This is a genomic window from Coleofasciculus sp. (assembly GCF_046565525.1).
In the GTDB taxonomy this organism is placed as follows: domain Bacteria; phylum Cyanobacteriota; class Cyanobacteriia; order Cyanobacteriales; family Coleofasciculaceae; genus Coleofasciculus.
Genome location: NZ_JBKHUP010000009.1, coordinates 14,309 through 39,120 on the forward strand (window position 1 = coordinate 14,309; position 24,812 = coordinate 39,120).

The window sequence follows — 24,812 nt, forward strand, 5'->3', positions numbered from 1 at the left end:
TACCAACAAATCAATCAGATCAGGTTTAGCCACACTTGGGTTAAGTCATAAATAGTTAAACCCACCCCTACAACCGACAACATTTTTATTGCCCATTCAGAAACAACCACCGTTCCCAGGACCACTGACTGAGGGGCCAACTCATTAACACTGCTAATACGCTGACGCCGATGAGAATCGTTAACAGGTAAAACTGGGATTTCCCCGAAACACTATATTTCAATGATTGACCGCCAACGACAGTAGCCAGACCAACTAAATTCACCGCACCATCGACAATATGACGATCAATCCAAGCGGTCAGTTTAGAAAATAGGTCAACGGCAAATACCACAGTCAGGTTGTAGAGTCGATCGACGTAAAAATCATAAGCTAAAAGGTCTTGCAAAAATCTCACGGGTAAGCTAATAGATCTTAGTCCAGTTCTGGGCAGATCAATTAAACCCCCGATCGCACAACCGACTACGCTGGAACCCAATAGTAATAGTTGGGGTACTTTAACCAGGTACTCATACCTATCAGGGGGTAACAAGTTTAATTGTTGCAGCAACAAAGGCATAATCAGAGTAATCAGAGTTAACCCCACCATCGGAAACGCCATGGGCCAGGCGACTTCAGGAGTGCGGCGGGTTTTTGGTTGGGGAGTGCCTAAGAATATTAAGCGAAAGACGCGGGTTAGTCCTAAGGCGGTAATTCCATTCACCACGATAAAGGTGGCGACTAATCCGGGTGAATCAGTCCACAGGGAGTTAATACCTTTACTTAATGCCCAATACCCCCCTAGGGGCAATAGCCCAATCATCCCCGCCGTTCCGACGACAAAGGCAGTGGTTGTCGCGGGCATCCGTGACCACAAGCCGCCCATCTCGGTGAGATTTTGGTTACTGGTGGTGAGAATAATCGAACCGGTACTCATAAATAATAGGGCTTTGGCAAAGGCGTGGGCGAGGAGTAACGCCGCTGCAATATCAGCGCGTCCGGTTCCGACGGCGATAAACACCAATCCTAAATAGGCACTGGTGGTATGGGAGAGCGATCGCTTAATATCAACTTGGGCAATAGCGACTAAGGATGCACCAATTGCCGTCACTGTGCCAATCACCACTAACACGGATAAGGTGACTGAGGATAGGGCTAAAATCGGCAGCAGTTTAATCAACACATAAGCCCCACAGCAGACAACCAACGAATTCCGCAAGACGGAGGCGGGGTTTGGTCCTTCCATTGCTTCATCTAACCACAAATGCAGGGGAAATTGAGCGCATTTCCCCAGGGGTCCAGCGATTAAGGCGAGTCCCAGTAACGTGGCGAAGACGGGGGAGAGGGTGGCGGTTCCTGCCCAATCATATAGGTTATTAAAGTCTAAGCTACCGGCGAGGCTTGCCAGTGTCACCACCCCCATTAACAGCAACATGTCTCCCACCCGTTTAGTGAGAAAGGCATCTCGTGCAGCGGTAACCACTAAGGGTTGAGCATACCAAAAGCCGACGAGTAAATAGGTGGAGAGGGTGAGCGTTTCCAACAGGGCGTAGCTTAAAAGTAAGGAATTACTCAACGCAATCCCACTCATCGCCCCTTCAAAGAATCCCATTAAGGCAAAAAAGCGAGCTAATGCCCAGTCTTTTTCCAAGTAGCCTAGGGCATACAGCTGCGCCAATAGGCTGAGGCTGGTAACCACTTCTACAGCGCCTGTACTCACGGGAGACACTTCTAGGGCGAAGGAGAAATTGACGCCGCCGACTTGTAGCCAGTCGAACACAAACTCGTTCACCATCGGCTGATTTACGGCAGACCGAAAAATCACTCCGCCGTGAATACAGGTAACAATCGTCATTAATATGTTAAAATAGGCAGCCGGACGGGGACCTGTGCGACGAATCACACCTGTTGCCCAAGGTAGGGTTAAAATTGCGCCAATTAACCCGTAAAATGGTACTAACCAAATTGTCTGATTCAGAAACTCTGTCATCCCGCTTGCATACCTCGTTGGTTGATCATATAGATACAGAATTTTGCTTATTAACAGGGGGATTCTCTTCTCGTGCTCACCGTTTGAGTCCCTCTATTTAAAAGTCAGCTTAATCAAAGTGATAAACTGAGCTTATACTAGAGACGCTTGACCTTCTCTCCCTGCTTCGGTTCTTCTGTCCTAACCCGTTGCCCCAGCTTGAGATGAGGTGATTACCACGACGCCTGGAAATAAATCATTCAACTTATAGAAAGATTATCAAAAAATTATAAAACAAAGCCAACTTTTGGCAAAAGCTGAGAATTTTGCCTAACCTCTCGATTATTATCGCGCTAACGTTAAGTTTTATTAAACAGTTTGATTAAGAATTATCATAATAATTTATATTGTCAATTGTGCCAAGCTTCTCTATGCTTGATTTTGGCTAGTAATTTATGGCTAGAATTCGGCATTCCCGTCCAAATTTTTGCCCAACCGGGATGGGCTGACTCATCGTCAACGTAGTTGCAAGGAGAAAATCAACGTGCCAATTGCTGTAGGAATGATTGAGACAAAAGGCTTTCCGGCTGTCGTCGAAGCCGCTGATGCCATGGTGAAAGCCGCCCGTGTCACCTTAGTGGGGTATGAAAAAATTGGCAGTGCGCGGGTCACGGTGATTGTTCGGGGCGATGTCTCAGAAGTCCAAGCCTCCGTCGCCGCTGGCGTAGAAGCGGCTAATCGGGTCAATGGGGGTGAAGTCGTATCAACCCACATCATTGCCCGTCCCCACGAAAACTTGGAATATGTCCTACCGATTCGATATAGCGAAGCCGTGGAACAATTCCGAGCCTATTAGCGATACCTCTACGCTTAGATTGGGCTAAATCCTGGCGCTGCTTAGGCGTCAAAACAGACAAACCCCTAGATTTTGGAGAAACGTTTATGTCAATCGCCGTTGGAATGGTAGAAACCCTTGGCTTTCCGGCTGTCGTCGAAGCCGCTGACGCCATGGTAAAAGCCGCCCGCGTCACCTTAGTCGGGTATGAAAAAATTGGTAGTGGTCGGGTAACGGTTATCGTTCGGGGCGATGTCTCGGAAGTCCAAGCCTCCGTCGCCGCTGGTGTAGAGAACGTCAAGCGCGTCAATGGGGGTCAGGTTCTATCCACTCACATTATCGCCCGTCCCCATGAAAACCTAGAGTACGTGCTGCCGATTCGGTACACTGAAGACGTGGAACAGTTCCGGGAAAGCACCAATGCTATCCGTCCGCTTAACCGTCCTTAATTATCCTTAAGTATAAAGAATGGGAAAGGCTGATTGGGAATTGGGGGAGCCGCAAGACTATCTCCCTTGAGGGCCGAAACTCAATCTGCCAAAATCCAACTATCCAAAATCCCAGCAGTGGAGGATAAATGCAAATTGCCAGAGTGCGGGGTACAGTGGTCAGCTCTTGTAAAGAACCTAGCCTAAGAGGTGTAAAATTTCTCTTAGTACAGTTTATAGACGAGGAGGGTAAACCTCTACCCAACTACGAAGTGGCAGCAGATATCGTCGGTGCGGGTACGGATGAGTGGGTTTTGGTGAGTTGTGGCAGCGCAGCACGTCAGGTGGGTGAAAGTGATAAGCGTCCTATTGATGCTATGGTAGTGGGGATTATCGACACGGTTAGTGTAGATAATCACATTCTCTACAGTAAGAAAGATCAATATCGATAGTGTGGGGTGAGAAGGTAATCCGAAATCGTTAACACCAATTACGAGCAAGCTCTGAGTCGGACTCACTTGTCGGTCTAAGATTACTAACCGCCAAACAGAGGACCCAAACCCTGATTTGGCGGGGAAACCCAATAAGTATTCTACGATCTTTATCTTCCCATTTGGGCAGACATCCAAGGGATTTGGATGAGCAATTTGGATGAAATGCTCTTGGTTCAATCCCAGAAAACAAAACGTTGATATACGTTGTCAAAGGCAGGAAAATATTATCATGGTAGTTCGTAGCTACGCGGCACCCCCGACCCCTTGGTCAAAAAGTTTGGCGGAACCCCAAATTCACGAAAGTGCCTACGTCCATTCGTTTTCTAACATTATCGGAGATGTCAAAATCGCCGAAAATGTCCTGATTTCTCCGGGGACTTCCATTCGAGCAGACGAAGGTGGACCATTTTACATTGCCGCTGGCTCGAATATTCAAGATGGAGTGGTGATTCATGGCTTAGAAGATGGGCGAGTGATGGGAGATGACCAAAAATCCTACTCGGTCTGGATTGGCAAGAATACCTCTATCACTCATCTATGCCTAATTCATGGTCCAGCTTTCATTGGAGATGATTGCTTTATTGGCTTTCGCTCCACCGTGTTTAATGCTCGCGTCGGTCATGGCTGTATCGTTATGATGCATGCCTTGGTGCAAGATGTGGAAATTCCGCCGGGGAAATATGTACCTTCTGGAGCAGTGATTAATAACCAGCAGCAAGCGGATCGACTGCCCGATGTCCAACAGGAGGATCTCACGTTTGCTCACCATCTTATCGCATGTAATGAGGCATTGCGATCGGGGTATCAGTGTGCAGAGGATGAAGCTTGTATTGCGCCAATTCGCAATGAGAGGGTTCAGCCGTCTGAGTCGGATACCGAAAATGGAAATCAATCTTCTCGTCGTTCTTCAAATTATTCTTATAGTTCCATGCCTTCCTATACAGCCATAAGTTCAGACCTTCAGAAACAAATTCGTCAACTGTTAGCTCAAGGATATCGGATTGGTGCCGAATATGCAGATGAGCGGCGCTTTCGGACGAGTTCCTGGAAAAGTGCGATCGCGATTCACTCAGATCGAGAATCAGAGGTACTCGATGCTCTGAGCGATTGCTTAGCCGAACATGAGGGTGAGTACGTGCGCCTGATTGGGATTGACCCGAAAGTCAAACGGCGGGTGATGGAAGAAATTATCCAAAGACCAGGTGATCAACCATCCAAGTCCACCCCCTCTAAAGCGTCTTCGAGTTATCGTTATAGTCAACCTGCGGCGAGCAAAAACCGTCAAGTTTCCAGTTCACAACCCCAATTAGAGTCTGATCTTCAGCAAACGGTGGCGGGACTGGTCGCTCAAGGTTATGGGATTGGCTTAGAATATGCCGATGAGCGGCGCTTCCGCACCAGTTCCTGGAAAAGCGCGATGTCGATTCAATCGACTCGGAAATCGGAGGTGATGGCGGCGATTACCGAGTGCTTAGCCGAACATGAGGGTGAGTACGTGCGCTTGATTGGGATTGACCCCAATGCGAAACGACGGGTGATGCAAGAAATTATTCAACGACCTGATAGTAAAGCCTTGACAACAGGGACATCGGTATCCTCCAATGGTCGCCGCGCCAGCACCAGCACTCCGGTATCCGCACCCGCAAAACCGGATTCTGTATCACTAGGAGACACCTCTTTGAGCCGAGAGGCGATTGATCAAGTCCGGGGTTTGTTAGCTCAGGGCTACAAAATTGGTACCGAACACGCTGACAAGCGTCGCTTCCGCACCAGTTCCTGGCAAAGCTGTTCTCCTATCGAATCCAATCAGGTTTCTGAGGTGATTGAGGGGTTAGAAGGCTGTATGGCTGAACATAGTGGAGAATATGTACGTCTGATTGGCATTGATCCAAAAGCCAAGCGGCGTGTTTTGGAAACCCTGATTCAAAAGCCAGAGTGAGCAACCATTACCTCAGTAACTGTTAGAAGTCCGCTTGCCGAGAAAGGGTTATTTTCGATTGGGGATTTGAGATAGGGTAAGATTTCCTAGGGATTCTTTCTCCGGAATTGTTCAATTATAAATTGACAATCTTTAATCCTCAATCCCTTTCTTTGGCAGGAGAGGTAATCCGAAATTGCCTGTTTTACAATCGAGAAACTTCTGATTCTATTGACTTGATTATCTTCACGTTTATAATGTCTATAAATATAAAATGCATTTGCCCCTGCCACTAACATTGAGCAGTAACTCTCATGTCTATGTTCAAGGTGATGTAACTATTGATCCGAGTGCTGTGATCTCATCGGGAGTAATTTTACGGGCTAATCCTGAGAGTAAAATTATTATCGGGGCGGGTGTTTGTATTGGGGCTGGTTCAGTTATTCACGCTTACCAAGGAACCTTAGAGGTAGAAACCGGAGCTAGTCTGGGTGCTGGTGTGTTGGTCGTGGGTCAGGGTAAAATTGGGGCAAATGCCTGTGTCGGTCCATTGACTACGATTTGGAATGCTTCGATTGAGCGATTACAAGTTGTTCCCGCAGCGTCTGTCATTGGCGATTCAGGGCGTCAAGTTGCTGATGTATCCTTAAGTGCGACTCCTCCGGTTAGCCCCAATCCTCCAGAAGCGGTGATCCCATCTCCTCCATCTCCTCCTAAACAGCAGGAGGTCAAGCCGCCCGTTGATTCACAGATAGCATCTAGTGAGTCCACGACGGAGGAGAAACCTGAATCTGCCAACTTCCAGGAGGAAAAGTCAGTCTACGGACAAGGGAGTGTAGACCGGATTCTCAAAACTCTATTTCCCTACCATCAATAATTTGCACGTCTTTGTAGTTTAAGATCAGCGCACAGATGGGTCATACCGATAAGTTGTTAGGGTTAAGGTGTTGGGTTTCTTAGACTGGATGAGAGGCAACACTTAACAGCCAACAACGAAATGGAGAGCCGAGCTATGGAGTCATACAACCCTGGGATTGTCCCCCACGCCCCCTCTACTCAACGTAATCGCTTTCGTAACTCCTCTTTGGGTTTGGTGTCTACGCTCAGTTTCCCTGTGATTGTGAGTACGGCTGATGCGATGCTCAAGGCGTCTGGAGTGACGTTGGTAGGATTTGAGAAAATTGGCAGTGGTCATTGTACAGCAATTGTGCGCGGCGCTACAGCAGAAGTGCGGATTGCGGTGCAAGCTGGGGTTGAACATGCTAAACGAGAAGGTCGGTTACTGTCCTCTCTGGTGATTCCTCGACCATTTCCGAACTTAGAGGTTGTCTTACCCCTTGGCTCTCATTTGTTGGAAGAGGCGCAACAGCCGACGCGATCGCGCCATAGTTCCCAAGCTCTGGGACTTTTAGAAACCCGAGGCTTTCCCGCGATCGTTGGTGCAGCGGATGCTATGCTCAAATCAGCAAATGTAGAACTGACGGGATACGAAACCATTGGCGCGGGCTTATGTACTGTTATTATCCGGGGTCGGGTGGCGGAAGTCGCCATGGCGCTGCAAGTGGGGATGGCAGAAGCACAACGGATTGGGGAACTGGTTGCTGTTACCGTGATTACTCGACCCCTAGAGGATCTCGAACAAGCCCTACCCTTGGCAAGTTACTTCATTGAAGAGGAACAGACGCCCGAACCTCTAAGATTGCCTGTCGAGGTCAAAGAAACACAGAAAGAATTAGTCGAACTCCCTGATTTAAATAAATTGCCCGCGCCGACTAAAGAACTTGACTTGTGATGTTTGACCGATAAAAAAAGCGTTGCACCCAATGCCAACGATGACAGGATTAAGCTTCCTGTAGGGTACAGGCTAAAACCAAACCGCTTATTCCTGAACATACAACTGGGTTAGGGGGCAACGCGAGATGGAAGGAAGACTGTCACTTGTTTGGTGTTATTTGAAATCTTAACCCAGAGTTACCATAGGTAAAAATACATTGTTTTAATATAAATCATAGACTATAATCTATGCATTATTCGCCTAAGGAGGAGTTATCGTTGAAGCAAGCCACGCTGCATCAGCTCAAAGTATTTGAAGCCGTTGCTCGACATAATAGCTTTACTCGTGCTGCCGAAGAACTATTTCTCACCCAACCCACCGTGTCAATGCAGGTGAAACAGCTTACCCGAGCAGTTGGTGTTTCCTTATTTGACCAAGTAGGCAAACGTCTCTATCTTACCCAAGCCGGAGAGGAACTCGTCAAGACCTGCCGTGCCATATTTGAGAATTTAGAAAAATTTGAGATGACAGTCGCTGACCTGCAAGGGTTGAAACAGGGACGTTTGCGGGTTGCTGTGATCACAACAGCCAAATATTTTATTCCCCGGTTACTCGGTCCATTTTGTCGGCGTTATCCAGGAATCGATGTGTCGCTACAGGTGACCAATCACGAACACATCATTGGTCGTCTAAATGACAATGCTGATGACTTGTATGTCATGAGTCAACTACCAGACTATCTGGATATTACCTACGAAGCCATCATGGAAAATCCCCTGGTCGTGATTGCGCCTGCGGATCATCCCTTAGCCAATGAAACCAATATTCCCCTGGAGCGCTTGGGGGATGAACCCTTTATTATGAGAGAACCGGGGTCAGGAACGCGCAAGGCGGTGCAAGAACTCTTCGATGCCCGTGATATTACCCTAAAAGTGCAGCTTGACTTGGGCAGCAACGAAGCGATTAAACAAGCGATCGCGGGAGGGTTGGGTATTTCGGTTTTATCCCGTCACACCCTAGCATTAGAAGGCATCTGCAATGAACTGACGATTTTAGATGTCGAAGAATTCCCAATTGAACGATACTGGTATGCCGTTTACCCAAACGGCAAACAACTCTCCATTGTCGCTCGCACATTTCTCGACTATCTGCTCACGGAAGGCAAAGACTTTGCCCAAAAAACTGCCCCACGCCGAACCTCGGCACAAATACCATCTAATGGAAACCCTCCCCCTAGCGCTGCAGACTCCGAGGATCAAGGGCATCCCGTAGACCATCCCCCAGCAAGTTAAAGGCTAAAACCGTCAAAATAATCAGTACGGCGGGGGGCCAAATTAACCAGGGTTGTAGCACCAAAATCGAAGCATTGGTTGCCAAGGACAGCAAATTTCCCCAAGAGGGGTCAGGTTGCTGAATTCCCAGACCGATTAAACTTAGCACCGACTCCGCCACAATAAAACTAGGTACAGCCAGAGTCGCCGAGATAATCACATAAGTCGCTGTTTGGGGCAGAACATGACGCACAATAATGTATAGCGGCTTAGCCCCCATGGCTTGGGAGGCTTGGACAAATTCTCGTTCTTTAATCGACAAAACCTGTCCGCGAATCACCCGTGCTAATCCAGCCCAGCCAATAAACGACGTAATCAAAACAATTAATAAAAATCGTTGGGCGCTGGTTAGTCCTGGTGGTAACACGGAAGCCAGCGCCACGAGTAGGTATAGGGTGGGAATCGTCATCATAACTTCAACTAGGCGCATAAGAATGCCATCGAGCCACCCCCCGAAATAGCCAGAAATTCCACCAACGATTAAACCCAGAGGAAAAGAGATCGCAATTCCCACTAAACCGATACTGAGACTAATGCGCCCTCCATGCACCAAACGACTAAATTGATCGCGACCTTGCTCATCAGTACCTAATAGATTCAGTTTACCTTCACCAATCGTACCGAATAAGTGCAAATTCATCGGAATTCCGCCAAAGATCTCCACCTCTTCAAAGTTGGGGGGTAAGGGGAAACGAAGTTGGAGAAACTGGTAAGCCGAACCTTGAACAAATAAGCGGATGGGGGATGGATTTTGCCAATCCACAATGAGTTCTCGTTCCCCTGTCTCTAAATCCGTTGGTCCTTGGGTGGTTGGATAGACGTGTGGACCAATAAACCTGCCCTCAGGAGTGCGCCAATAGACTTGGGTTGGTGGCAACAGGGAACCATTCGGTTGGGAGACATAAGGGTCATAAGGGGCTACAAAATCAGCCGCAATCACGGCAATGTAGAAAATCAATAGCACGATCGCGCCAAACCGAGCTAGGGGGTTCTTTTTCAGTTTTTGCCACCAGTTCATAGGTTAGGGGTTAAGAGTGAAGCTGTTGTGCGAGTTGTCGGTGTTCTTCTTCGTTCTTTTCGTGTTCCACCACAAACACGTTGGAGTAGAGGTTGGCGGTGATTTGCTTACCCTCTTGAGTTAGGGAAAGGTAACGCAGAGCTTCCTGAATAAAAGGAAACACTCCATTCCAGTAAAACCGAGAATAACCAGCGCGAAGGTCACCAGGATGCTCATATCCTAAGGCTTGATTGACACCTGTTTCTTCAAACTCGTAATATAGAGAACTAATTTTCTTGAGATAGCGGGGATCAGAAAGCTGACCAATTAAGTCAGAGGCACGAATCAAACCGGGATAGTTCAGGGTATCTCGATGATCCCCTTCTTTGGGAACCGGGAAACGAGTCAGTTCAATATTGAGCTTAATCAGTTCAGCGTCAATCAGTTTGTGACCGCCAAATCGCTCATCAATAAACAGTTTCGCCCGATCAACATGATGAGGCGTTAGGGATGCATCGGTAGCGCCAGGGGGCAGATGCACCATCTCACCATGTTTGCCCGTCGCGTACAGTCGTTCAGTTTCGCGATCCTGACGACAGACTCCTTTAACATAGCCAATGTCGTGGCAAACCAGAGAAATGATAAAGTGCAACCAATCTTCTGGAGTGACGCCACCTTCACGGATATGCTTGCCTCGGAGAATCTCCTGACCCACTAAGGTGACGAGGATAGAATGCTCGACATTATGATAGAGGGCGTCGCTGTTGGCAATATTTTCCATTGCCATACTGCCTGCCCAAGCAATAATGTCCTCATAGTCAGTTTTCAGCCCTCCATAAGTCCGGTGGTAGCCTTCCCGGAGTCTTTGGACAAATGAGTTTATGAGAATTTCTGTTGCGTTAAACATCCTGGGTAATCCCTGCGGAGTGCAATGGTTTGAGGATTGATGGAACAGTTACAACTCTATACTTTACAGGATGCAACGAAATTAGGCTGATTGCCATCTAAAGATTCACAACCTCAGAGTGTTTTTGGTCATTTGCCATCGCCAAAACTTGATATTCCGTAGGGTGGGCATTGCCCACCAAGCTTCAGTCAGTACCATTCGGGTTCAGCTTTTGTGTCCAGAAGCAGGCAGATATAAGACAAATTTATAGAAGGCGATGGTGAAAGCCTTCGTCCTGAGCTGGCGAAGGATCTATCCGAGGGATGAAACCGAGCAAGGCGTTTCAGCCGAGTAGGGATTTGGTATGCCAAGCCCCTACTTTAGTTGCCTAGTACTCTGAATATATCCTTTAGACGGTTAGACGGTCATAATCTGAGCTTTGTTAAAAGTCTGAAAGCCTAGGGTAAGCAAGGAATCCAGATCTTGTTGATGTGTGAGGTGTGCCTGTTCGATAAAAGAGGAGATAGCGATCTTGAACTGCGAAAATCCAGGCTAATATAATAAAATCACACCACTGATGACAACAAAATACATTGATTCTAGAGGTGGAAAATCAGAAGCTTTTAAAGCAACCCGAACATCAAGACAGTACCAAATAAAGTACCAAATAAAATTGCTAGAATATACTCTTGATTTTTATCAGCAATTGCAAGTTCAAATTGAAAATTATTTAAAATCACGAATAAAAAATAATAATGTAGTGATCGAGTTGGCTCTCCCGTACATAAGGTGATAAATTTTCCTTATGTGTGTGGCGATTGGCTTGATTTGAAGAAAACCTAGCTTAATAGCTTGATTCGTTGGGAGTCCTTGGTCAACCCTCTACAGGGAAGCTCTTGACGCACTTGGGATGAACGCGGGTATAAACATACACTGCTAAGTTTTGTCCGATTGTTCCAGTTTTAGGGACATTTTTTCGGGTTTTTAAAAGCAGTATCAATGATATAATATTCTGTAGGTTCTCGTTGAGAGCTACTTGCGGGTGTAGTTCAGTGGTAGAACGTCAGCTTCCCAAGCTGGATGTCGTGGGTTCGAGTCCCATCACCCGCTTTGTCTAAAACCTAATCATATCAAGCTTTTCCGGCATTAAGTCGTGCCGCGCAGCAAAAAGAAACTATGGCAACGTGTTCATGAGTGTCAATCACCGGAGCAGTAAGCATTAAGATTATCAACTAATTGCTTTTCTGGGGTCGTTGCTTGCTGCAAATTCATCTCTGCCGCTTCCGCCGCTTGGCGGTCTTTCTGCTCAAACGCCACGGCGAAATCACGCATAGCTTGACTTGTATCGCGATACATATTAGAGAAACTGGTTTGATAGTCCTGTAACGTCTCATCGGTTACGTCTATCGCGTTCATTTCTGTAGATGCCTTATCCATGACCGCCGCCGCTTGTCGCATTGCCTCGGCTTGCGGATTTTCCTCTTGAACACCATTGGTCACAACTTTGGCATCACTAACCGCCTGATTCGCTACCTGAATCATTTGGTTACACTGAGAAACCTTGCTCTGACCACAGCTTACCGCTAATAGGCTAATCACAGCCGTGACAAAGAGCCTGAGGAAATTTCGCTGAGGACAATACATAAATGCTCTGGGTTTCCCTGGGGGATGTTGTCCATTTTTTCTCGACTGGCACGTCGATGTCGTTTGAGAAACGCTCATAATTTAGGATTAAGCCGTCCAAAATTGTAACGCTACTTCTAGCTTACTGACTTCTGCTGAGCTTCGATGGCAGCAGCAAGGCGTTGGAGTGTTTCCGTGAGTTGTCCAAGTTCTGCGAGTGACTCATTTTGATTTTCGGCTAAGGTTTGCACCGCATCACTCAAAGCGAAGAGTTGGTAACCCTGTTGTTGAACTTGATGCCCTTGGTGTTGTACCTGCACAGCCAAAGCATCAACCCGCTTTCCGAGACGGTCAATAGTCTCAGTTGTGGCAAGCACCGCCTCACCAATTTGTCCAACAATGGATTCCAAGCGGCTGATTCGAGCTTCCAGGGAAAGAGTCCCTTTGTTGGTAGAGTTGAGGTTGTTTTTAGCCTTTCCAGTCTGGGTGTTTCTATTCACCGATAATTGTTTCACTGCTTCTGCTTCAAAAAACTGACGTGAACTCCGAGTTTCTTAGAAAATAGCAGATGAACTACCCAGCCCTACTTCATTGAGGGCTGTATTTGAGCATCCAGCCCTGTAGAACTGCGTTTTCGACGCTTCACTTGCGGACATCGGCGATTAGGTTGTCCATACTGTACTAATGATGACGCCGTTGATGCCACTGCCAAGCATCGCTGATAATTTTACTTAGCTCCGGGTATTTGGCAGACCAACCCAGAATTTTTCTCGCCTTGTCGCTACTACCGACCAAAATGGGTGCATCACCAGGGCGGCGATCGCACTCAATGATTTTAATCTCTTTTTGGGTGACTTGCCTTGCTGTTTCAATCACCTGTCGCACGGAGAAACCGTTGCCACTGCCTAAATTAAAGATTTCACTCTTACCGCCACCTAACAAATACTCTAGCCCCAAGATATGGGCATCTGCCAAGTCGCTGACGTGAATATAGTCCCGCAAGCAGGTTCCGTCTGGGGTGGAGTAGTCTGTTCCCCAAATAGCGATCGAGTCTCGTTTGCCTAATGCTGTCCACAGGACTAAGGGAATCAGATGGGTTTCTGGATAATGGTCTTCACCCAGTAGTCCTTCAGGATTCGCCCCAGCCGCGTTGAAGAAGCGAAACACAATTGAACGTAAATTATAAGCGCGATCAAAGTCGGCTAACATGCGCTCCATCATCCACTTACTCGTCGCATAGGGATTGATCGGATTTTGAGGATGGTCTTCCGTCATTGGTACGTGCTGAGGCATCCCGTAGACAGCACAGGTGGATGGAAACACTAAGGTTTTCACATCAGCGGCGACCATGGCTTCTAAGAGGGTCAGAGTGCCACTGACGTTATTGCGGTAGTACTTGGCGGGGTAGGTAACCGACTCACCCACGGCAATATAGGCGGCAAAGTGGAGTACAGCAGCAATGTTGTGGGTGGCGAAGATTTGGTCTAACAGGGTGCGATCGCCCACATCCCCGATCACCAATTTTGCTTTCAGGATCTCTTCTACGAATTCTCGATGTCCACAAACCAGGTTATCCAGTACAACGACGTTATAACCTGCCCGTTGTAGGGCTAAGACTGTGTGAGAGCCGATGTAGCCAGCTCCGCCAGTTACTAGAATTTCGGGTTGGACTTGCGACACACTCAAACTGCCCCTGTTTCTTTTTATAGACTAACTTTACAAATATTTTTCCTCTTTGTCTTTGCCTGAGAAGCAATTTTGCTCAAAACTGCCTCGAAATTGGGGAGTGGTGATTAGTGAGGAGGGGATTGGGGAATAGGGGAATTCTCCCCCTGCTCTTAGAACTCCTCGCTCCCAGAGTTCTCTTACCTTATACCCCTCTTGTGGACAAAAGCACACAATTGCGTTCTACGCAGGGGTTGCTCAAACCCAAAGTAGGTAGTTGACAGGTTTGCATAAGTTTGACTGTCCGAAATGGAACTATAATGCCCGTGTTAGGGTAGTTTGAACCGTGGTTCTCCCTAGGTGATACGTTACACAAAACTTGATCCCAATCCCCCCTAACTTGTTAATGGTTATTTTGGGGAGTCAGACGAACCCGTCACAATTCCTCGCTCACCATCAAAACGTTACACCCTCAAAACACAATGTTTTTACTATTGACTCGAGTCCTACTTTGGCTGCTGATTGCAGTTATTCTTTACAACCTGTTTAAGAAGGTAATCCCCAAGGAGTATTTTACCTTGCTTGGGGGTTTATTTCTGTTTGGCTTCATTGTTGTGGCGTTTTTCTCTCCCAACAATGATGTGGTATCAACGATTTGGGAGGTTCTCTCGTTTCCCTTAAAGCCTGTTGGTGCGACCATTGTGCTGTTGAGTTTTGCCCTGCGCCAAGGGCTGGAGAAGTCAAAGAACCAGGTTTTGGCAGCCTTACTAATCTTACTTATAGCCAGCACGCCTTTTTTCTCGAACCTGTTGGCGGCGACTACAGAACAAGCAGTGGTTACACCTGAAGCGGCAGGGGCTCAAACCGCCTCAGCGATTGTGGTACTCGGACAAGGAACCACCCAACCTGATGAACCACCTCGAACCCAAATTCAACTTACCGATACGGGCGATCGCATTCTATATGCGGCTCAACTGTATCGACAATCGGGGAATAACCCTTTAGTCGTGGTTAGTGCTGGTCCTCGACCTAACCTGCAAGGAACTCAAGAGCAAATTGTCGAAGCCAATGATATCCGCGCCTTACTGGTTCAGTTTGGGGTTCCCCAAACTCGGATTGTGGTTGAACCGACAGGGACTAATCTCCGCACCAGCGCCGAAGAGGTTGAGGATATTTTACGCGATCGCGGAATAGCGGACAATCGCGTTTTTCTGGTTACTTCAGCCTATAACAGCCGTCGCGCTCAACAGGTGTTTAGAAGTGTCGGTTTAACCAATGTCATTGCTAAACCGACTGGCTTCTTTACTGTTCAACCGGGTTCAAGATCCACAGTTGACCAGTGGATTGCATCCTTTATCCCCTCTGTAGAATCACTGGCTATCACGACGCAAATTGTGGAGGAATTTTACACTTCGGTTTACTATTATTTGCGCGGTTGGCAAACTCCCACCATTATTTAACCCTTTCAAGAATCGGAAAAATCCGTGAGGAGGGGAAGTGCTGCGTTTTTCCGAAAGTAGGGGTGGGTTTCTATCATTTCTTCCCTCATCCAGATGCGGAGAAACCTGCCCCAATCTAGAGTTTTAGCTGGCGTTATCCCAGGTAGCTGTCAAAAGAAGTAATAAGTCATAACCTGAAATATTTGGCAGTTTAGGTTATCTGTTTAATCGAAAATGTGACAGTTTCTATTGATGGGTGCATACTGATTCGATTACTGAACTTATGTTCTAGTGCCAGAATTAACTCCCCTTCCCCATTTCCCCTATCATTCGATACTTTATGGATAATTCGATAATTTGGCGGATAAGCTGAAACATTATATAACCTAAGGTCGATGACAAGTCAACTCAGTGAGCCAGACACTGGAGGTTAAATGTTGAATGCCCAACTATTTCTCATCGATTATGGAAACGCTCAAAGAACACAGAGACCTTTTAGAGGTTGCTGAATTTTTTTTTGATGATGGCAAATTAATACAGGCAATTAGTTATGCTACAGCTTCTCTTGACTTGACGATCAGCTTTGCCAAAGGAATTATTTTAGAACTGCAACCCAATGAGGCTTCCAGCCTTGAAGAATTTGACGGATTTATTGTTCAGGATGAATTTGGCAAACAAAAAGTTAATGTTCAAGTTTCTCAAGAATTGCAAAAAATGCAGGAAATCTTGCTATGTTATGCTATACAAATAGATTATGAGAATTACTTGAGATATAGAAACTGGGTGGGTTATGCACTTATAACTGGAGCAAATACCCCTGAGGAAAAAGTCCAACTTTCCTTGGATATTAATAATATAGAACAGGCTCAGGCGAGAGCAGCTTTAGATTACTGCCAGCAGCTTGTTCAAAAAATTGAAAACAAAATTGATAAATTTCAAATGAGTTTTATTTAAGGTTTTAAGTATATAAATGGACAGAATACGGCAATAAAAATCGCCGTGGTTCTTTTCCGCTTTAGATCCCCCTTCCGTCCCCCTTTAGATCCCCCTCCCGTCCCCCTTAAAAAGGGGGAAGCCAGAGGATGCGGGAGCTTTTTTCTATCCGGAGTAACAGCAGTCCCACTAGACTAACTATGGGTGCAAGCATAGTCTAAAACGGGTTCTTGAAATCGGTTAGCTTTAAAATAGTTTTCATCCACGGACATAGTATCCGTTACTTGACCATTTTCCACATCGCCAACTTTAATTCTAGATAACAACTCGCGTTGGCAATTCCCCGAATATCTGACATATTTGCCATTGGCGTTCACATCAAAGTTAATCGCGTCTCCATTACGACTAATGGTATTAATCCCGACTTCCCAAGGTTGGGGATTGACCCTACCTAATTCACCCCCAGACGAGGCTTTAGTCCCAGGAACGGGTCGCCATACGACACCTTCAATGGAATTTAAGCAGGCATTTTTACCACTCATATCTTTAAAGCAGTCGCCGTTCTTGTTGAAAATAACCACTTGATCAACACTATTAAACTGTTTTAGTGTGTTGGTTACCGCTTTTTGGATTACCGCATCTTCGCCAATTCCAGCCGTAGGGACTGTCCGACAAAATTGGAGTTGGGCAATTCCATTGGAGATATTAATAGTAAAGTTTTTCCCACAGGTGGATTCGCCTCGGAAGTCAACTATATTAGTAAATCCTTGCTCTTTTTCGGCGGACGTTGGTCCTTGAATAATTTGCTCAATTGCAAATTCGGCAACATCGACGCGGGATGTGGCTCGGTTAACAGGTTCAACGTAGCCTATCGTTTGATTGTTGGCGGAAGGCTTGGGTAAAAAGACTTGAATTTGCCTGAGATCATCTGCATTTTGGCTAATTTGCGATTGTGAGGTGGCTGGAGAGTTCTCTGGAGGGGTTATTGAGGTACTCTGGGCTTCCTTAGTCGCTGCGGTGGTGAAGGATAGCGCCAAGACAGCACTCATCAATAGGGATTGGTGTTTCAAATTGATTTTACTCCGATTCATAAAGTCAGTCGCTCCTTAGTCGCCTACTGTTTTATGATCAAAGTCAATTCAATTTTATTCATCTTGCTAAAGTAATACTATTGTTCTGATAATGTTTTTAAAGTCCTGGTTCCGTCAAGTAACCGCATAGCCAGTCATTGGACGTACTTCAGGAGGTTTAAACCCCAATACAATATGATCTTTCGGAATTCCCGCATTTTCCAAATCTAGTGCAATTCCATCTTCCGTTCCATCTCGTTGAATCCACACTTTATTACCAATAATATCAATCGTTAACTTTAATTGTGTTCACCTCCTCTCAGTATGCCGCAAGCTTGATGGCAGCAGCTATACTTCTCTGACTTTTCACGGGAAGTCTAGAAACCTGAGTCGGGGCGGGTTTAGTCACATCTGGATACAACCGAAAAGATAGTAGTGAAACCCGCCCCTACACACATTGCCCCAAATACCGTGAAAAGTCTGATACTTCTGCTTTTTTTCACTAGGATTAATTTGGCTCGCCTGCTGATTTTCTCAGATCAGGTGCTGATTTTGGGGTTTGGTTCAATTGCTGCAAGATGCTTTCTAGTTCTTGTTGATATTGACCATATTTTTCCCAATTGCCTTGACGCATGGCTTCCTGTGCTTTTTGATAAGTTTCTAAAGCAGATTGGGCGAGTTTAGAAACTCCTTCTTTTGGTGGAGCAGATGGTGGAGCAGAAGTAGGTTGTTGCACCTCTGGTTGAGTTCCACCAAAGATAGTAGCTAAGGCTTGCTCTAAGGTTTCCTCCATGACCACTTCTTTAGCATAAGCAACAATCACGCGCTTCAATTCCGGAAGTTCCCCTTGTTCGGCTCGCAGATAAATGGGTTCGACGTAAAGTAATGATTGATCAATGGGAATCACTAATAAATCGCCGCGAATTACCCGCGAACCTTCCTGACTCCATAGGGTTAATTCTTGGGAAATTTGCGGATTTTGGTCAATGCGAGCTTCAATTTGTGAAGGACCATAGACAAGTTCTTGTTTAGGGAATTCGTACAAAAGCAATTTGCCGTAATTTTCCCCATCAGAACGCGCTGCCATCCAAGCAATCATGTTATCTTTATTGACGGGTGTAAAGGGCAGAATTAGAATAAATTCTTCCCTCGACTCTTCGGGTAAGCGCATGATCACATAGTAAGGCTCCATGATCCGCTCATTCCCTTCATAGATTTCTGTCGGAAAACGCCACAAATCCTCCCGGTTGTAAAAGACTTGGGGATTATTCATGTGGTAAGACAGATACATCTGCGCCTGAATGGTGAACAGATCCAGGGGATAGCGAAAATGAGCTTTTACATCTGCTGGAATAGCCTCCTTGGCGGTAAACAATGTGGGGAATATTTTGCGGTATGTTGTCAGTACAGGGTCATCCTCATCAATGATAAAAAACTGCATTGTGCCATTAAACGCATCAACGACTACCTTAACGGAGTTGCGAATATAATTGATATCGCCTTGGGACATTTGGGCGATATTCCCGCCTTGGAATATGGCGTTTGCATTATGACTTTGGGAAACGGGTTCAGAATAAGGATAGCGATCGCTAACGGTATAGGCATCGATGATCCAGTGTAATCTACCATTAATTAGGGTAATGTAGGGGTCATTATCAAACCGCAAAAAAGGTGCAACTTGGTTCACCCGTTCCTTAATCTGGCGGTGGTAATGAATGCGGGAGGTGTTGATAAAGTAATTGGAAATTAAAATTTTGAGATCGCCCAAATCATAAGCATACGCCAATCGCTGCCAAAAAGAAGGGATTGGTACACCACCTTTCCCGTCGTAGGTGGTGAAGGCATTTTCATCGCCACGGGGATAATCAAATTCTTGGGTATTTGTACCTGTAAAGATATAGTTATCGGTTTCTTCGCCGTAGTAAATGGCGGATTCATTCACTTGGAGATCGATTTGGGAAATCGGTGGAATATCTTGGATAAACAGTTCAGGTAAGCCATCCTCTGTGACGACATTGACTGGACTCATTACCAAACCATAGCCATGGGTATATTTTAGCCTTTGGTTGACCCAAGTCTGAGCGCGATCGGGAACTTGAGAATACAATAGTTCCCGTGGTGAGAGCATGACTTGTCTATAGTTATCGTCAATGGTATAACGATCAACATCGACATCATTGAAGCGATAGTAAAGACGAATTTCTTGCAGTTGGCGATAGGTACTCAATAAAGGTCTATAGTCCCACAAGCGAATGTTACGAATCGTAGATTGGTTCTCTTGTAACGCTTGGCGACTTAATTGTTCTTCCGCTGGATAGTCTTGTGTTGGTACTTCGTCTAAAGCGTAAGCCTTGCGAGTATAGGCGATATTATGTTCAATGTAGGGTTTTTCTTTTTCTAACTCATTGGGTTCGACAATAAATCGTTGTTGAAACCAGGGAAAAAGACCACTGAAAACGAGCCAAGCAATGAGATAAATCCCGATTCCGTAGGTGGGTAAGGTAATATTGTTTTGCCAAATTGCCAGGATAAACGACAAGCCTAGCATTAGTGATACAATGCTCATAATCCAGAATGCCAGACGCTGAGCATGATCATCGGTATACCCAGCACCATAGACGACACCATCGGTTGTGTAGAGTAATTCATAGCGTTCTAGCCAGAAGCCGATCGCGACAACTAGGGCAATCCCTGCTAACAGTAGACTGAGGTGAGTTTTTACGTCTTTGGTTATGAAATTTTGCCAGTAACGATCTAACCTTATTTTACCTTTTAAAACATAAACAGCAACGGATAATCCAAACCCCCAGAACAAAAGATTCAATAACCAATCTTTTAGCCCTTCATAGAAAGGAAACTGAAACAGGTAAAAACCAATATTTTGTTGATAAATGGGGTCAGTCAGATTAAAATCTGTGGCATTCAGGTATTTTAATATTGTCTCCCAAGCTGATGCACTAGCTGTGGCGGCGGCTAAACTGACAAGGAACGTTACAACCAGGGCGGCGGAATTGGCTATAGTATCGGTATAGGGAGCTAAATCACTACCCTCTAGGAAACGAAACGCGCGATCGCGAGTTAGACGCTGCGCCATCCAATAGTTAAACCACAAGAATAGTCCGTAAATAATAAATGTCCCCACCCAAGCCATAATTTTCCAGGTGATCCGCGTCCAGAATACATCTGAAAAGTTAACGGAATCAAACCACCAGGCTTCTGTAAGAATGTGAGCCAGGGTGTGAGAGAAGGGTAAGCCGATGATGACGACTAATAGAAAGCCTATGATAATTTTATTGGCTGATTTCATATTTTTTTAATTAACTCACCGGAATCCGTAAGCCATAATCCAACCCTAACACGAATGTTACGGACTAACCTAAGTTCGTAGTAAGCGCTTTAGGGCTGATGGCACGAAGCGTGCCAACTACGGACTCTAACGCCAGTGCCATTCTTCTTCAGCATGAGATTATCAACTCACTGCTAAGATATTAGAGCTTTCCATTATAGTGAAGAGACATAATTTTTTCCTCTAACAAACGGTATAAAAATTTTATTAGGGTGATTCAGTTGTCACATCCTTACACTGTGTTAGTTCTAAGAAGGAAACCAAGTTACCAATCAAGTATCAATAAAAATGTCAATTTCTCATAGAATTGATATTTTTTACTCAAAGCGTGGTTTTGTTCATCTGCAACAAGGAAATATTCAACAAGCCCTCACTGATCTTAACCAAGCGATTGAAATTAATCCTAACTACACCTCAGCCTATTATCATTGCGGATTTACCCATGTTCAATTAGGTAAAAAAGAAGCAGCGATCGCGGATTTCCAAAAGGCAGCAGATTTATCTAGACAACAGGGCGACATGACGCTTTATCAATCATCTCTTGACCAAATTCAACAGATTCAGCCGTAAAGAGGTACATACGGTAAGGGTACGGCATTGCCGTACCCCTACGATTGATATAGGTTTAGGTAATCTTTGTACTCCTTCGACAGCAAAGGTTCCCACCAATCCCGATGGATTAAATACCATTCAACGGTGCGAGGTAATCCCCCTTCAAGTGAATTGATTCATACATAATGGAGGCTGATTTAACCATAAATTTGTCGGTAATAATCTTGATACTCCTTAGAAAGCAGGGGTTCCCACCAATCACGATGAGTCAAATACCATTCAACGGTGCTACGTAATCCTCCTTCAATGGTTTCTTTAGGCGTCCAACCCAATTTTGCTTTAATTTTGCGAGCATCAATCCCGTATCGGCGATCATGTCCGGGTCTATCTTTGACCAAGGAGATTAAGTCTTTACTTGGATAAACCGGCAAATCTGAGGCTAATTCATCCATAAGCTGGCAAACCATCTGTACCAAATCCAGGTTTTTGATTTGGTTATTACCGCCAATGTTATAGGTTTCGCCAGGAATCCCTTGGTGAATGACTAAATCGATCGCCTGACAATGATCGTTGACATAAAGCCAATCTCGCACCTGCTGTCCATCCCCATAAACGGGTAACGGTTGACCCAGCATGATGTTAATGCACATCAGAGGAATCAGCTTTTCAGGAAACTGATAGGGACCATAGTTGTTCGAGCAATTGGTAATTAGCGTCGGTACGCCGTAGGTATGATGATAAGCACGGACGATGTGATCACTACCTGCTTTAGAAGCGGCGTAGGGACTGTTTGGCTGATACGGCGTCGTTTCACTAAACAAAGGGTCATCTGGCTCTAAGCTGCCGTATACTTCATCCGTAGAGACATGGAGAAAGCGATCGCTATCCAAACTTCCCCGCTTTTTCCAATGCTGGCGAAAGGCTTCCAAGAGAGTGGACGTACCTAAAACATTGGTTCTGACAAATGCTTCGGGTCCCAAAATTGAGCGGTCAACATGGGATTCAGCCGCAAAGTGGGCAACTGTATCAATTGCCTCAGTGCGGAGTAAAGCATCAACAAGAGTGCGATCGCAAATATCTCCCGGTACAAACCGAAAATTGTCTCGTCCCTCGACTGAATCGAGATTACGACGATTACCGGCGTAACTGAGCAAATCGAGGACAATCACCCGATCCTGGGGATAGCGATCGCACCAGTGATGGACGAAGTTGGAGCCAATAAACCCCGCTCCACCTGTTATAAGTATGCGGCGAGGTTCTCTTGAAGGCATAATAACTTGAGTTCCTTTTTGCTGTAATCTTGGAGGGGACAGTTCTAACCGTCGATCATCTTAACATCCTGTTAGGGATCAAGCATTAGACCGATCAAAAATTGATAGCGAATGGCCATCTTAAGCTAGAGTGTCGGTACAATAACCGAATTATCAACTGGCTTTGAGGCTTCGGGTGTCTCCTCCGGTGATGGTTGGGGATTGGCTGACTCTTCCGGTTTGACTTTTTTCGGATCGGACTCTGAGGTTGTTTGTGATGGTGATTGTTGTCCAGAATTGACCGGATCACGATCAGACGTTTCCTGATTGGAAGAGGGAGAGTTATTAGAATTCGATTCCTCAGACGTCTCCGGATTCACGGGTTGGGGCGTTGGGGAATTAGAACGCTCAGGATTTTGATTCGAGGCTTCTGGAGGTGTTGGCTTCGGGCAAACTTTTTCTTGACCGAAAAACTGGACAGATACCCGGTATTCCTGCGGCTGTTCCGTGCGATTTAGAAAACGCTGAGCGTTAATTTGCTCCTGTGCTTTTTGATCGAGAATGGGATCACCAGCCCGTCGAATCGGTTGTAAATTCGTCGGTTTGCCATCAGCGCCGACAACGACGCTATAAATGGCTGTGCCGTTAAGCTGCTTCTGGCAAGCGTCTTTGGGATAGGAAGCAATTAATGTTCTTTGGAGTACGGGCGGAAGTTCTACTTTATCCCCTTCAGCGCGAGTGCTATCTTCGGCTTGCTCAGGCTGTTTATCCGCTATGGGATCGCCTGATTCTGATGCAGGTTCTTCCGGATCGGGGGTTGGAGGGTTTTCATTGGCTGGGGGATTGGGATCTTGATTAGTAGCAACTTGCTCTGGGGGGGATTCCGGTGGTTGAGATCTTGCATGATCACTTGACTCGTGATTGGGTGATCGTGCCAGACGATCAATACTAGGCTGAGGCTCTGATTCTGAGGATATAGAGTCTGGGTTTGTTGCTCCTAGGGGAGGCGATGAAGGAAGTTGGTTGCCAAAAACCGGGATTCCTAAATTTCTCCTCAAGGGTGGAAATGGAGTACTCGGTTGACTTCCGGGCGCAATCGTTCTTATGGGTTTCCGGCTTATCGATGATGACGGAATTCTTAACGATTGTGGAGGGGGCGTCATTGAAATGTTGCCATCGAGGGGCAAAGAATCTTGGGTGGGCAGAGGTGGCAGAGGTGGGAATGGCGATGTTAATGGTGTCTGCTGATAAATATACGGGGGCAAAGTTGGCACCGAAAGATCAGGTAAGCGACTTAAATCCGCTTCAGTTAATTCCAACAGTTGTACAGTGCGCCGAGTCGGAGGCGCTTCACTAGAAAAAACTGGTACATAAAAGGGTAAGGTTAGCCCCAAGACGACATGAATACCAACCGATGCGATTACAGCAATACCAGTTGGCTGATTGAGTTTCTCTGAGACAGTTTTAATTAAGAGATTAGACATAGCTGTTATCGTTCTCTCGGTTGCGGGGTTGTTGGGAATTCTATTGGTTTTAATAAAAATAATCTAGAGTCTAATTGAACTCAGGGATTGGGTAACGTTGACAATCATTATGGAAAAGTAGGGTAATTTTAGGGTTGAGCGATCGCGTAAATCTTGATAAATGACTTGATCCGGTAGGGTAGCGCGTTCGACTACCCAGGCGGTGTCCAATAACTGGCGGCGATGCAACACCTGCCATACCTGTTCATACACCGAACTCACTTTCATCAGGACTATGACATCCGCCCAATCTAAAATAGTTTCCAGTTCCTTTACATTATAGAGAGCAGGTAGCACCACCAAGCGATCGCGCTGTACGGTTAGGGGTAATCCTAACACTGAGGCGGCTGCCATGGGTGAACAGACGCCTGGGATCATCTGCACAACGGCGGTTGATTGCTGCTGTTGTAAGGTTTGCGCCAAATAGGTAAACGTGCTGTAAAAACTGATATCCCCTTCACAAACAAACGCCACATCTTGCCCTACCTTCAGATAATGCCAAACCTGCTTGGCGGCTTCCTCCCACGCTTGGGTAAGAATGTCTTGGTCTTGCACGTAAGGAAATATTAAGGGAAGTTGAACTTGCTCAGCGTTTAACCATTGCCCCACAATTTGTTGAGCCATACCCAGTTTACCCCTCACCCCAGCCGGAAAAGCCACCACAGGAGATTGTTTCAGGATACGTAGGGCTTTGAGCGTGATTAATTCGCGATCGCCAGGACCTACACCCAGACCGTAAAGTGTGCCAACTTGCCCCATCACTATTTGTTAACTTTGATTAATAATTCAAAAATCTCAAA

General features: G+C 46.0%; 21 protein-coding genes, 1 tRNA gene and 1 pseudogene. 11 read left to right on the forward strand and 12 right to left on the reverse strand.

Annotation, left to right across the window (positions count from 1 at the left end; translation table 11 throughout):
• Positions 1-85: 85 nt before the first annotated feature.
• Positions 86-1,969, reverse strand: coding sequence for an NAD(P)H-quinone oxidoreductase subunit F (locus ACLGGO_RS04705; protein ID WP_446418448.1), 1,884 nt, complete (start codon positions 1,967-1,969; stop codon positions 86-88).
• Between the two features lie 523 nt (positions 1,970-2,492).
• Here ACLGGO_RS04705 and ACLGGO_RS04710 point away from each other — a divergent pair.
• The 7 genes from ACLGGO_RS04710 to ACLGGO_RS04740 all read left to right on the forward strand — a co-directional run bounded on the left by ACLGGO_RS04710 (position 2,493) and on the right by ACLGGO_RS04740 (position 8,689).
• Complete coding sequence (locus ACLGGO_RS04710) at positions 2,493-2,804, forward strand: carbon dioxide-concentrating mechanism protein CcmK (protein WP_446339170.1); 312 nt, start codon at positions 2,493-2,495, stop codon at positions 2,802-2,804.
• Between the two features lie 86 nt (positions 2,805-2,890).
• On the forward strand, positions 2,891-3,232 hold the full coding sequence (locus ACLGGO_RS04715; RefSeq protein WP_446339169.1) for a carbon dioxide-concentrating mechanism protein CcmK: 342 nt from the start codon (positions 2,891-2,893) through the stop codon (positions 3,230-3,232).
• A 128-nt stretch (positions 3,233-3,360) separates the two neighbouring features.
• A complete protein-coding gene (locus tag ACLGGO_RS04720; protein ID WP_446339168.1) occupies positions 3,361-3,663 on the forward strand; it encodes a EutN/CcmL family microcompartment protein in 303 nt (100 codons plus the stop codon).
• Between the two features lie 271 nt (positions 3,664-3,934).
• The gene (locus tag ACLGGO_RS04725; RefSeq protein ID WP_446339167.1) at positions 3,935-5,644 is read left to right on the forward strand and encodes a ribulose bisphosphate carboxylase small subunit; all 1,710 of its coding nucleotides are present in this window, start codon (positions 3,935-3,937) and stop codon (positions 5,642-5,644) included.
• A 277-nt stretch (positions 5,645-5,921) separates the two neighbouring features.
• Positions 5,922-6,500 (forward strand): hypothetical protein, encoded by a 579-nt coding sequence (locus ACLGGO_RS04730; protein WP_446418449.1) that lies wholly within the window; start codon positions 5,922-5,924, stop codon positions 6,498-6,500.
• A gap of 135 nt (positions 6,501-6,635) precedes the next feature.
• On the forward strand, positions 6,636-7,415 hold the full coding sequence (locus ACLGGO_RS04735; RefSeq protein ID WP_446339165.1) for a BMC domain-containing protein: 780 nt from the start codon (positions 6,636-6,638) through the stop codon (positions 7,413-7,415).
• 260 nt (positions 7,416-7,675) lie between these two features.
• Complete coding sequence (locus ACLGGO_RS04740) at positions 7,676-8,689, forward strand: LysR substrate-binding domain-containing protein (RefSeq protein WP_446339184.1); 1,014 nt, start codon at positions 7,676-7,678, stop codon at positions 8,687-8,689.
• Here ACLGGO_RS04740 and ACLGGO_RS04745 read toward each other — a convergent pair.
• Positions 8,631-9,746, reverse strand: coding sequence for an ABC transporter permease (locus ACLGGO_RS04745; RefSeq protein ID WP_446418450.1), 1,116 nt, complete (start codon positions 9,744-9,746; stop codon positions 8,631-8,633). The genes ACLGGO_RS04740 and ACLGGO_RS04745 overlap by 59 nt on opposite strands.
• A 10-nt stretch (positions 9,747-9,756) precedes the next feature.
• Complete coding sequence (locus ACLGGO_RS04750; RefSeq protein WP_446339163.1) at positions 9,757-10,632, reverse strand: Npun_R2479 family HD domain-containing metalloprotein; 876 nt, start codon at positions 10,630-10,632, stop codon at positions 9,757-9,759.
• A 1,017-nt stretch (positions 10,633-11,649) separates the two neighbouring features.
• Here ACLGGO_RS04750 and ACLGGO_RS04755 point away from each other — a divergent pair.
• Positions 11,650-11,721 (forward strand) — tRNA-Gly (locus ACLGGO_RS04755).
• Positions 11,722-11,808: 87 nt separating this feature from the next.
• Here ACLGGO_RS04755 and ACLGGO_RS04760 read toward each other — a convergent pair.
• The 3 genes from ACLGGO_RS04760 to galE form a co-directional block, all read right to left on the reverse strand.
• Positions 11,809-12,333, reverse strand: a complete 525-nt coding sequence (locus ACLGGO_RS04760; protein WP_446418451.1) for a hypothetical protein — start codon at positions 12,331-12,333, stop codon at positions 11,809-11,811.
• Between the two features lie 38 nt (positions 12,334-12,371).
• A complete protein-coding gene (locus ACLGGO_RS04765; RefSeq protein ID WP_446418452.1) occupies positions 12,372-12,749 on the reverse strand; it encodes a hypothetical protein in 378 nt (125 codons plus the stop codon).
• 166 nt (positions 12,750-12,915) lie between these two features.
• Complete coding sequence (gene galE, locus ACLGGO_RS04770; RefSeq protein WP_446339160.1) at positions 12,916-13,914, reverse strand: UDP-glucose 4-epimerase GalE; 999 nt, start codon at positions 13,912-13,914, stop codon at positions 12,916-12,918.
• Between the two features lie 479 nt (positions 13,915-14,393).
• On the opposite strand from galE, the gene ACLGGO_RS04775 reads away from it, so the two are divergent.
• Positions 14,394-15,359 (forward strand): YdcF family protein, encoded by a 966-nt coding sequence (locus ACLGGO_RS04775; RefSeq protein WP_446418453.1) that lies wholly within the window; start codon positions 14,394-14,396, stop codon positions 15,357-15,359.
• Between the two features lie 444 nt (positions 15,360-15,803).
• Positions 15,804-16,292 carry a hypothetical protein gene (locus ACLGGO_RS04780; protein ID WP_446418454.1) on the forward strand — a complete coding sequence of 163 codons (489 nt, stop codon included), beginning with the start codon at positions 15,804-15,806 and terminating at the stop codon, positions 16,290-16,292.
• 173 nt (positions 16,293-16,465) lie between these two features.
• Here the strand turns inward: ACLGGO_RS04780 and ACLGGO_RS04785 are convergent, their stop codons facing one another.
• The 3 genes and pseudogenes from ACLGGO_RS04785 to ACLGGO_RS04795 all read right to left on the reverse strand — a co-directional run bounded on the left by ACLGGO_RS04785 (position 16,466) and on the right by ACLGGO_RS04795 (position 20,648).
• The gene (locus ACLGGO_RS04785) at positions 16,466-17,362 is read right to left on the reverse strand and encodes a GerMN domain-containing protein (RefSeq protein WP_446418455.1); all 897 of its coding nucleotides are present in this window, start codon (positions 17,360-17,362) and stop codon (positions 16,466-16,468) included.
• 114 nt (positions 17,363-17,476) lie between these two features.
• Positions 17,477-17,632 (reverse strand): annotated as a pseudogene (locus ACLGGO_RS04790) (element excision factor XisI family protein); the annotation flags it as partial.
• 217 nt (positions 17,633-17,849) lie between these two features.
• Positions 17,850-20,648 (reverse strand): UPF0182 family membrane protein, encoded by a 2,799-nt coding sequence (locus ACLGGO_RS04795; protein ID WP_446418456.1) that lies wholly within the window; start codon positions 20,646-20,648, stop codon positions 17,850-17,852.
• A gap of 327 nt (positions 20,649-20,975) precedes the next feature.
• Here ACLGGO_RS04795 and ACLGGO_RS04800 point away from each other — a divergent pair, with 327 nt between their 5' ends.
• A complete protein-coding gene (locus ACLGGO_RS04800; protein ID WP_446418457.1) occupies positions 20,976-21,257 on the forward strand; it encodes a tetratricopeptide repeat protein in 282 nt (93 codons plus the stop codon).
• 179 nt (positions 21,258-21,436) lie between these two features.
• Here the strand turns inward: ACLGGO_RS04800 and rfbB are convergent, their stop codons facing one another.
• The 3 genes from rfbB to ACLGGO_RS04815 form a co-directional block, all read right to left on the reverse strand.
• Positions 21,437-22,510 carry a dTDP-glucose 4,6-dehydratase gene (gene rfbB / locus ACLGGO_RS04805; protein ID WP_446339154.1) on the reverse strand — a complete coding sequence of 358 codons (1,074 nt, stop codon included), beginning with the start codon at positions 22,508-22,510 and terminating at the stop codon, positions 21,437-21,439.
• Between the two features lie 125 nt (positions 22,511-22,635).
• On the reverse strand, positions 22,636-23,973 hold the full coding sequence (locus ACLGGO_RS04810) for a TonB family protein (RefSeq protein ID WP_446418458.1): 1,338 nt from the start codon (positions 23,971-23,973) through the stop codon (positions 22,636-22,638).
• 63 nt (positions 23,974-24,036) lie between these two features.
• Positions 24,037-24,771 carry a precorrin-2 C(20)-methyltransferase gene (locus ACLGGO_RS04815; RefSeq protein ID WP_446339152.1) on the reverse strand — a complete coding sequence of 245 codons (735 nt, stop codon included), beginning with the start codon at positions 24,769-24,771 and terminating at the stop codon, positions 24,037-24,039.
• Between the last annotated feature and the right edge of the window lie 41 nt (positions 24,772-24,812).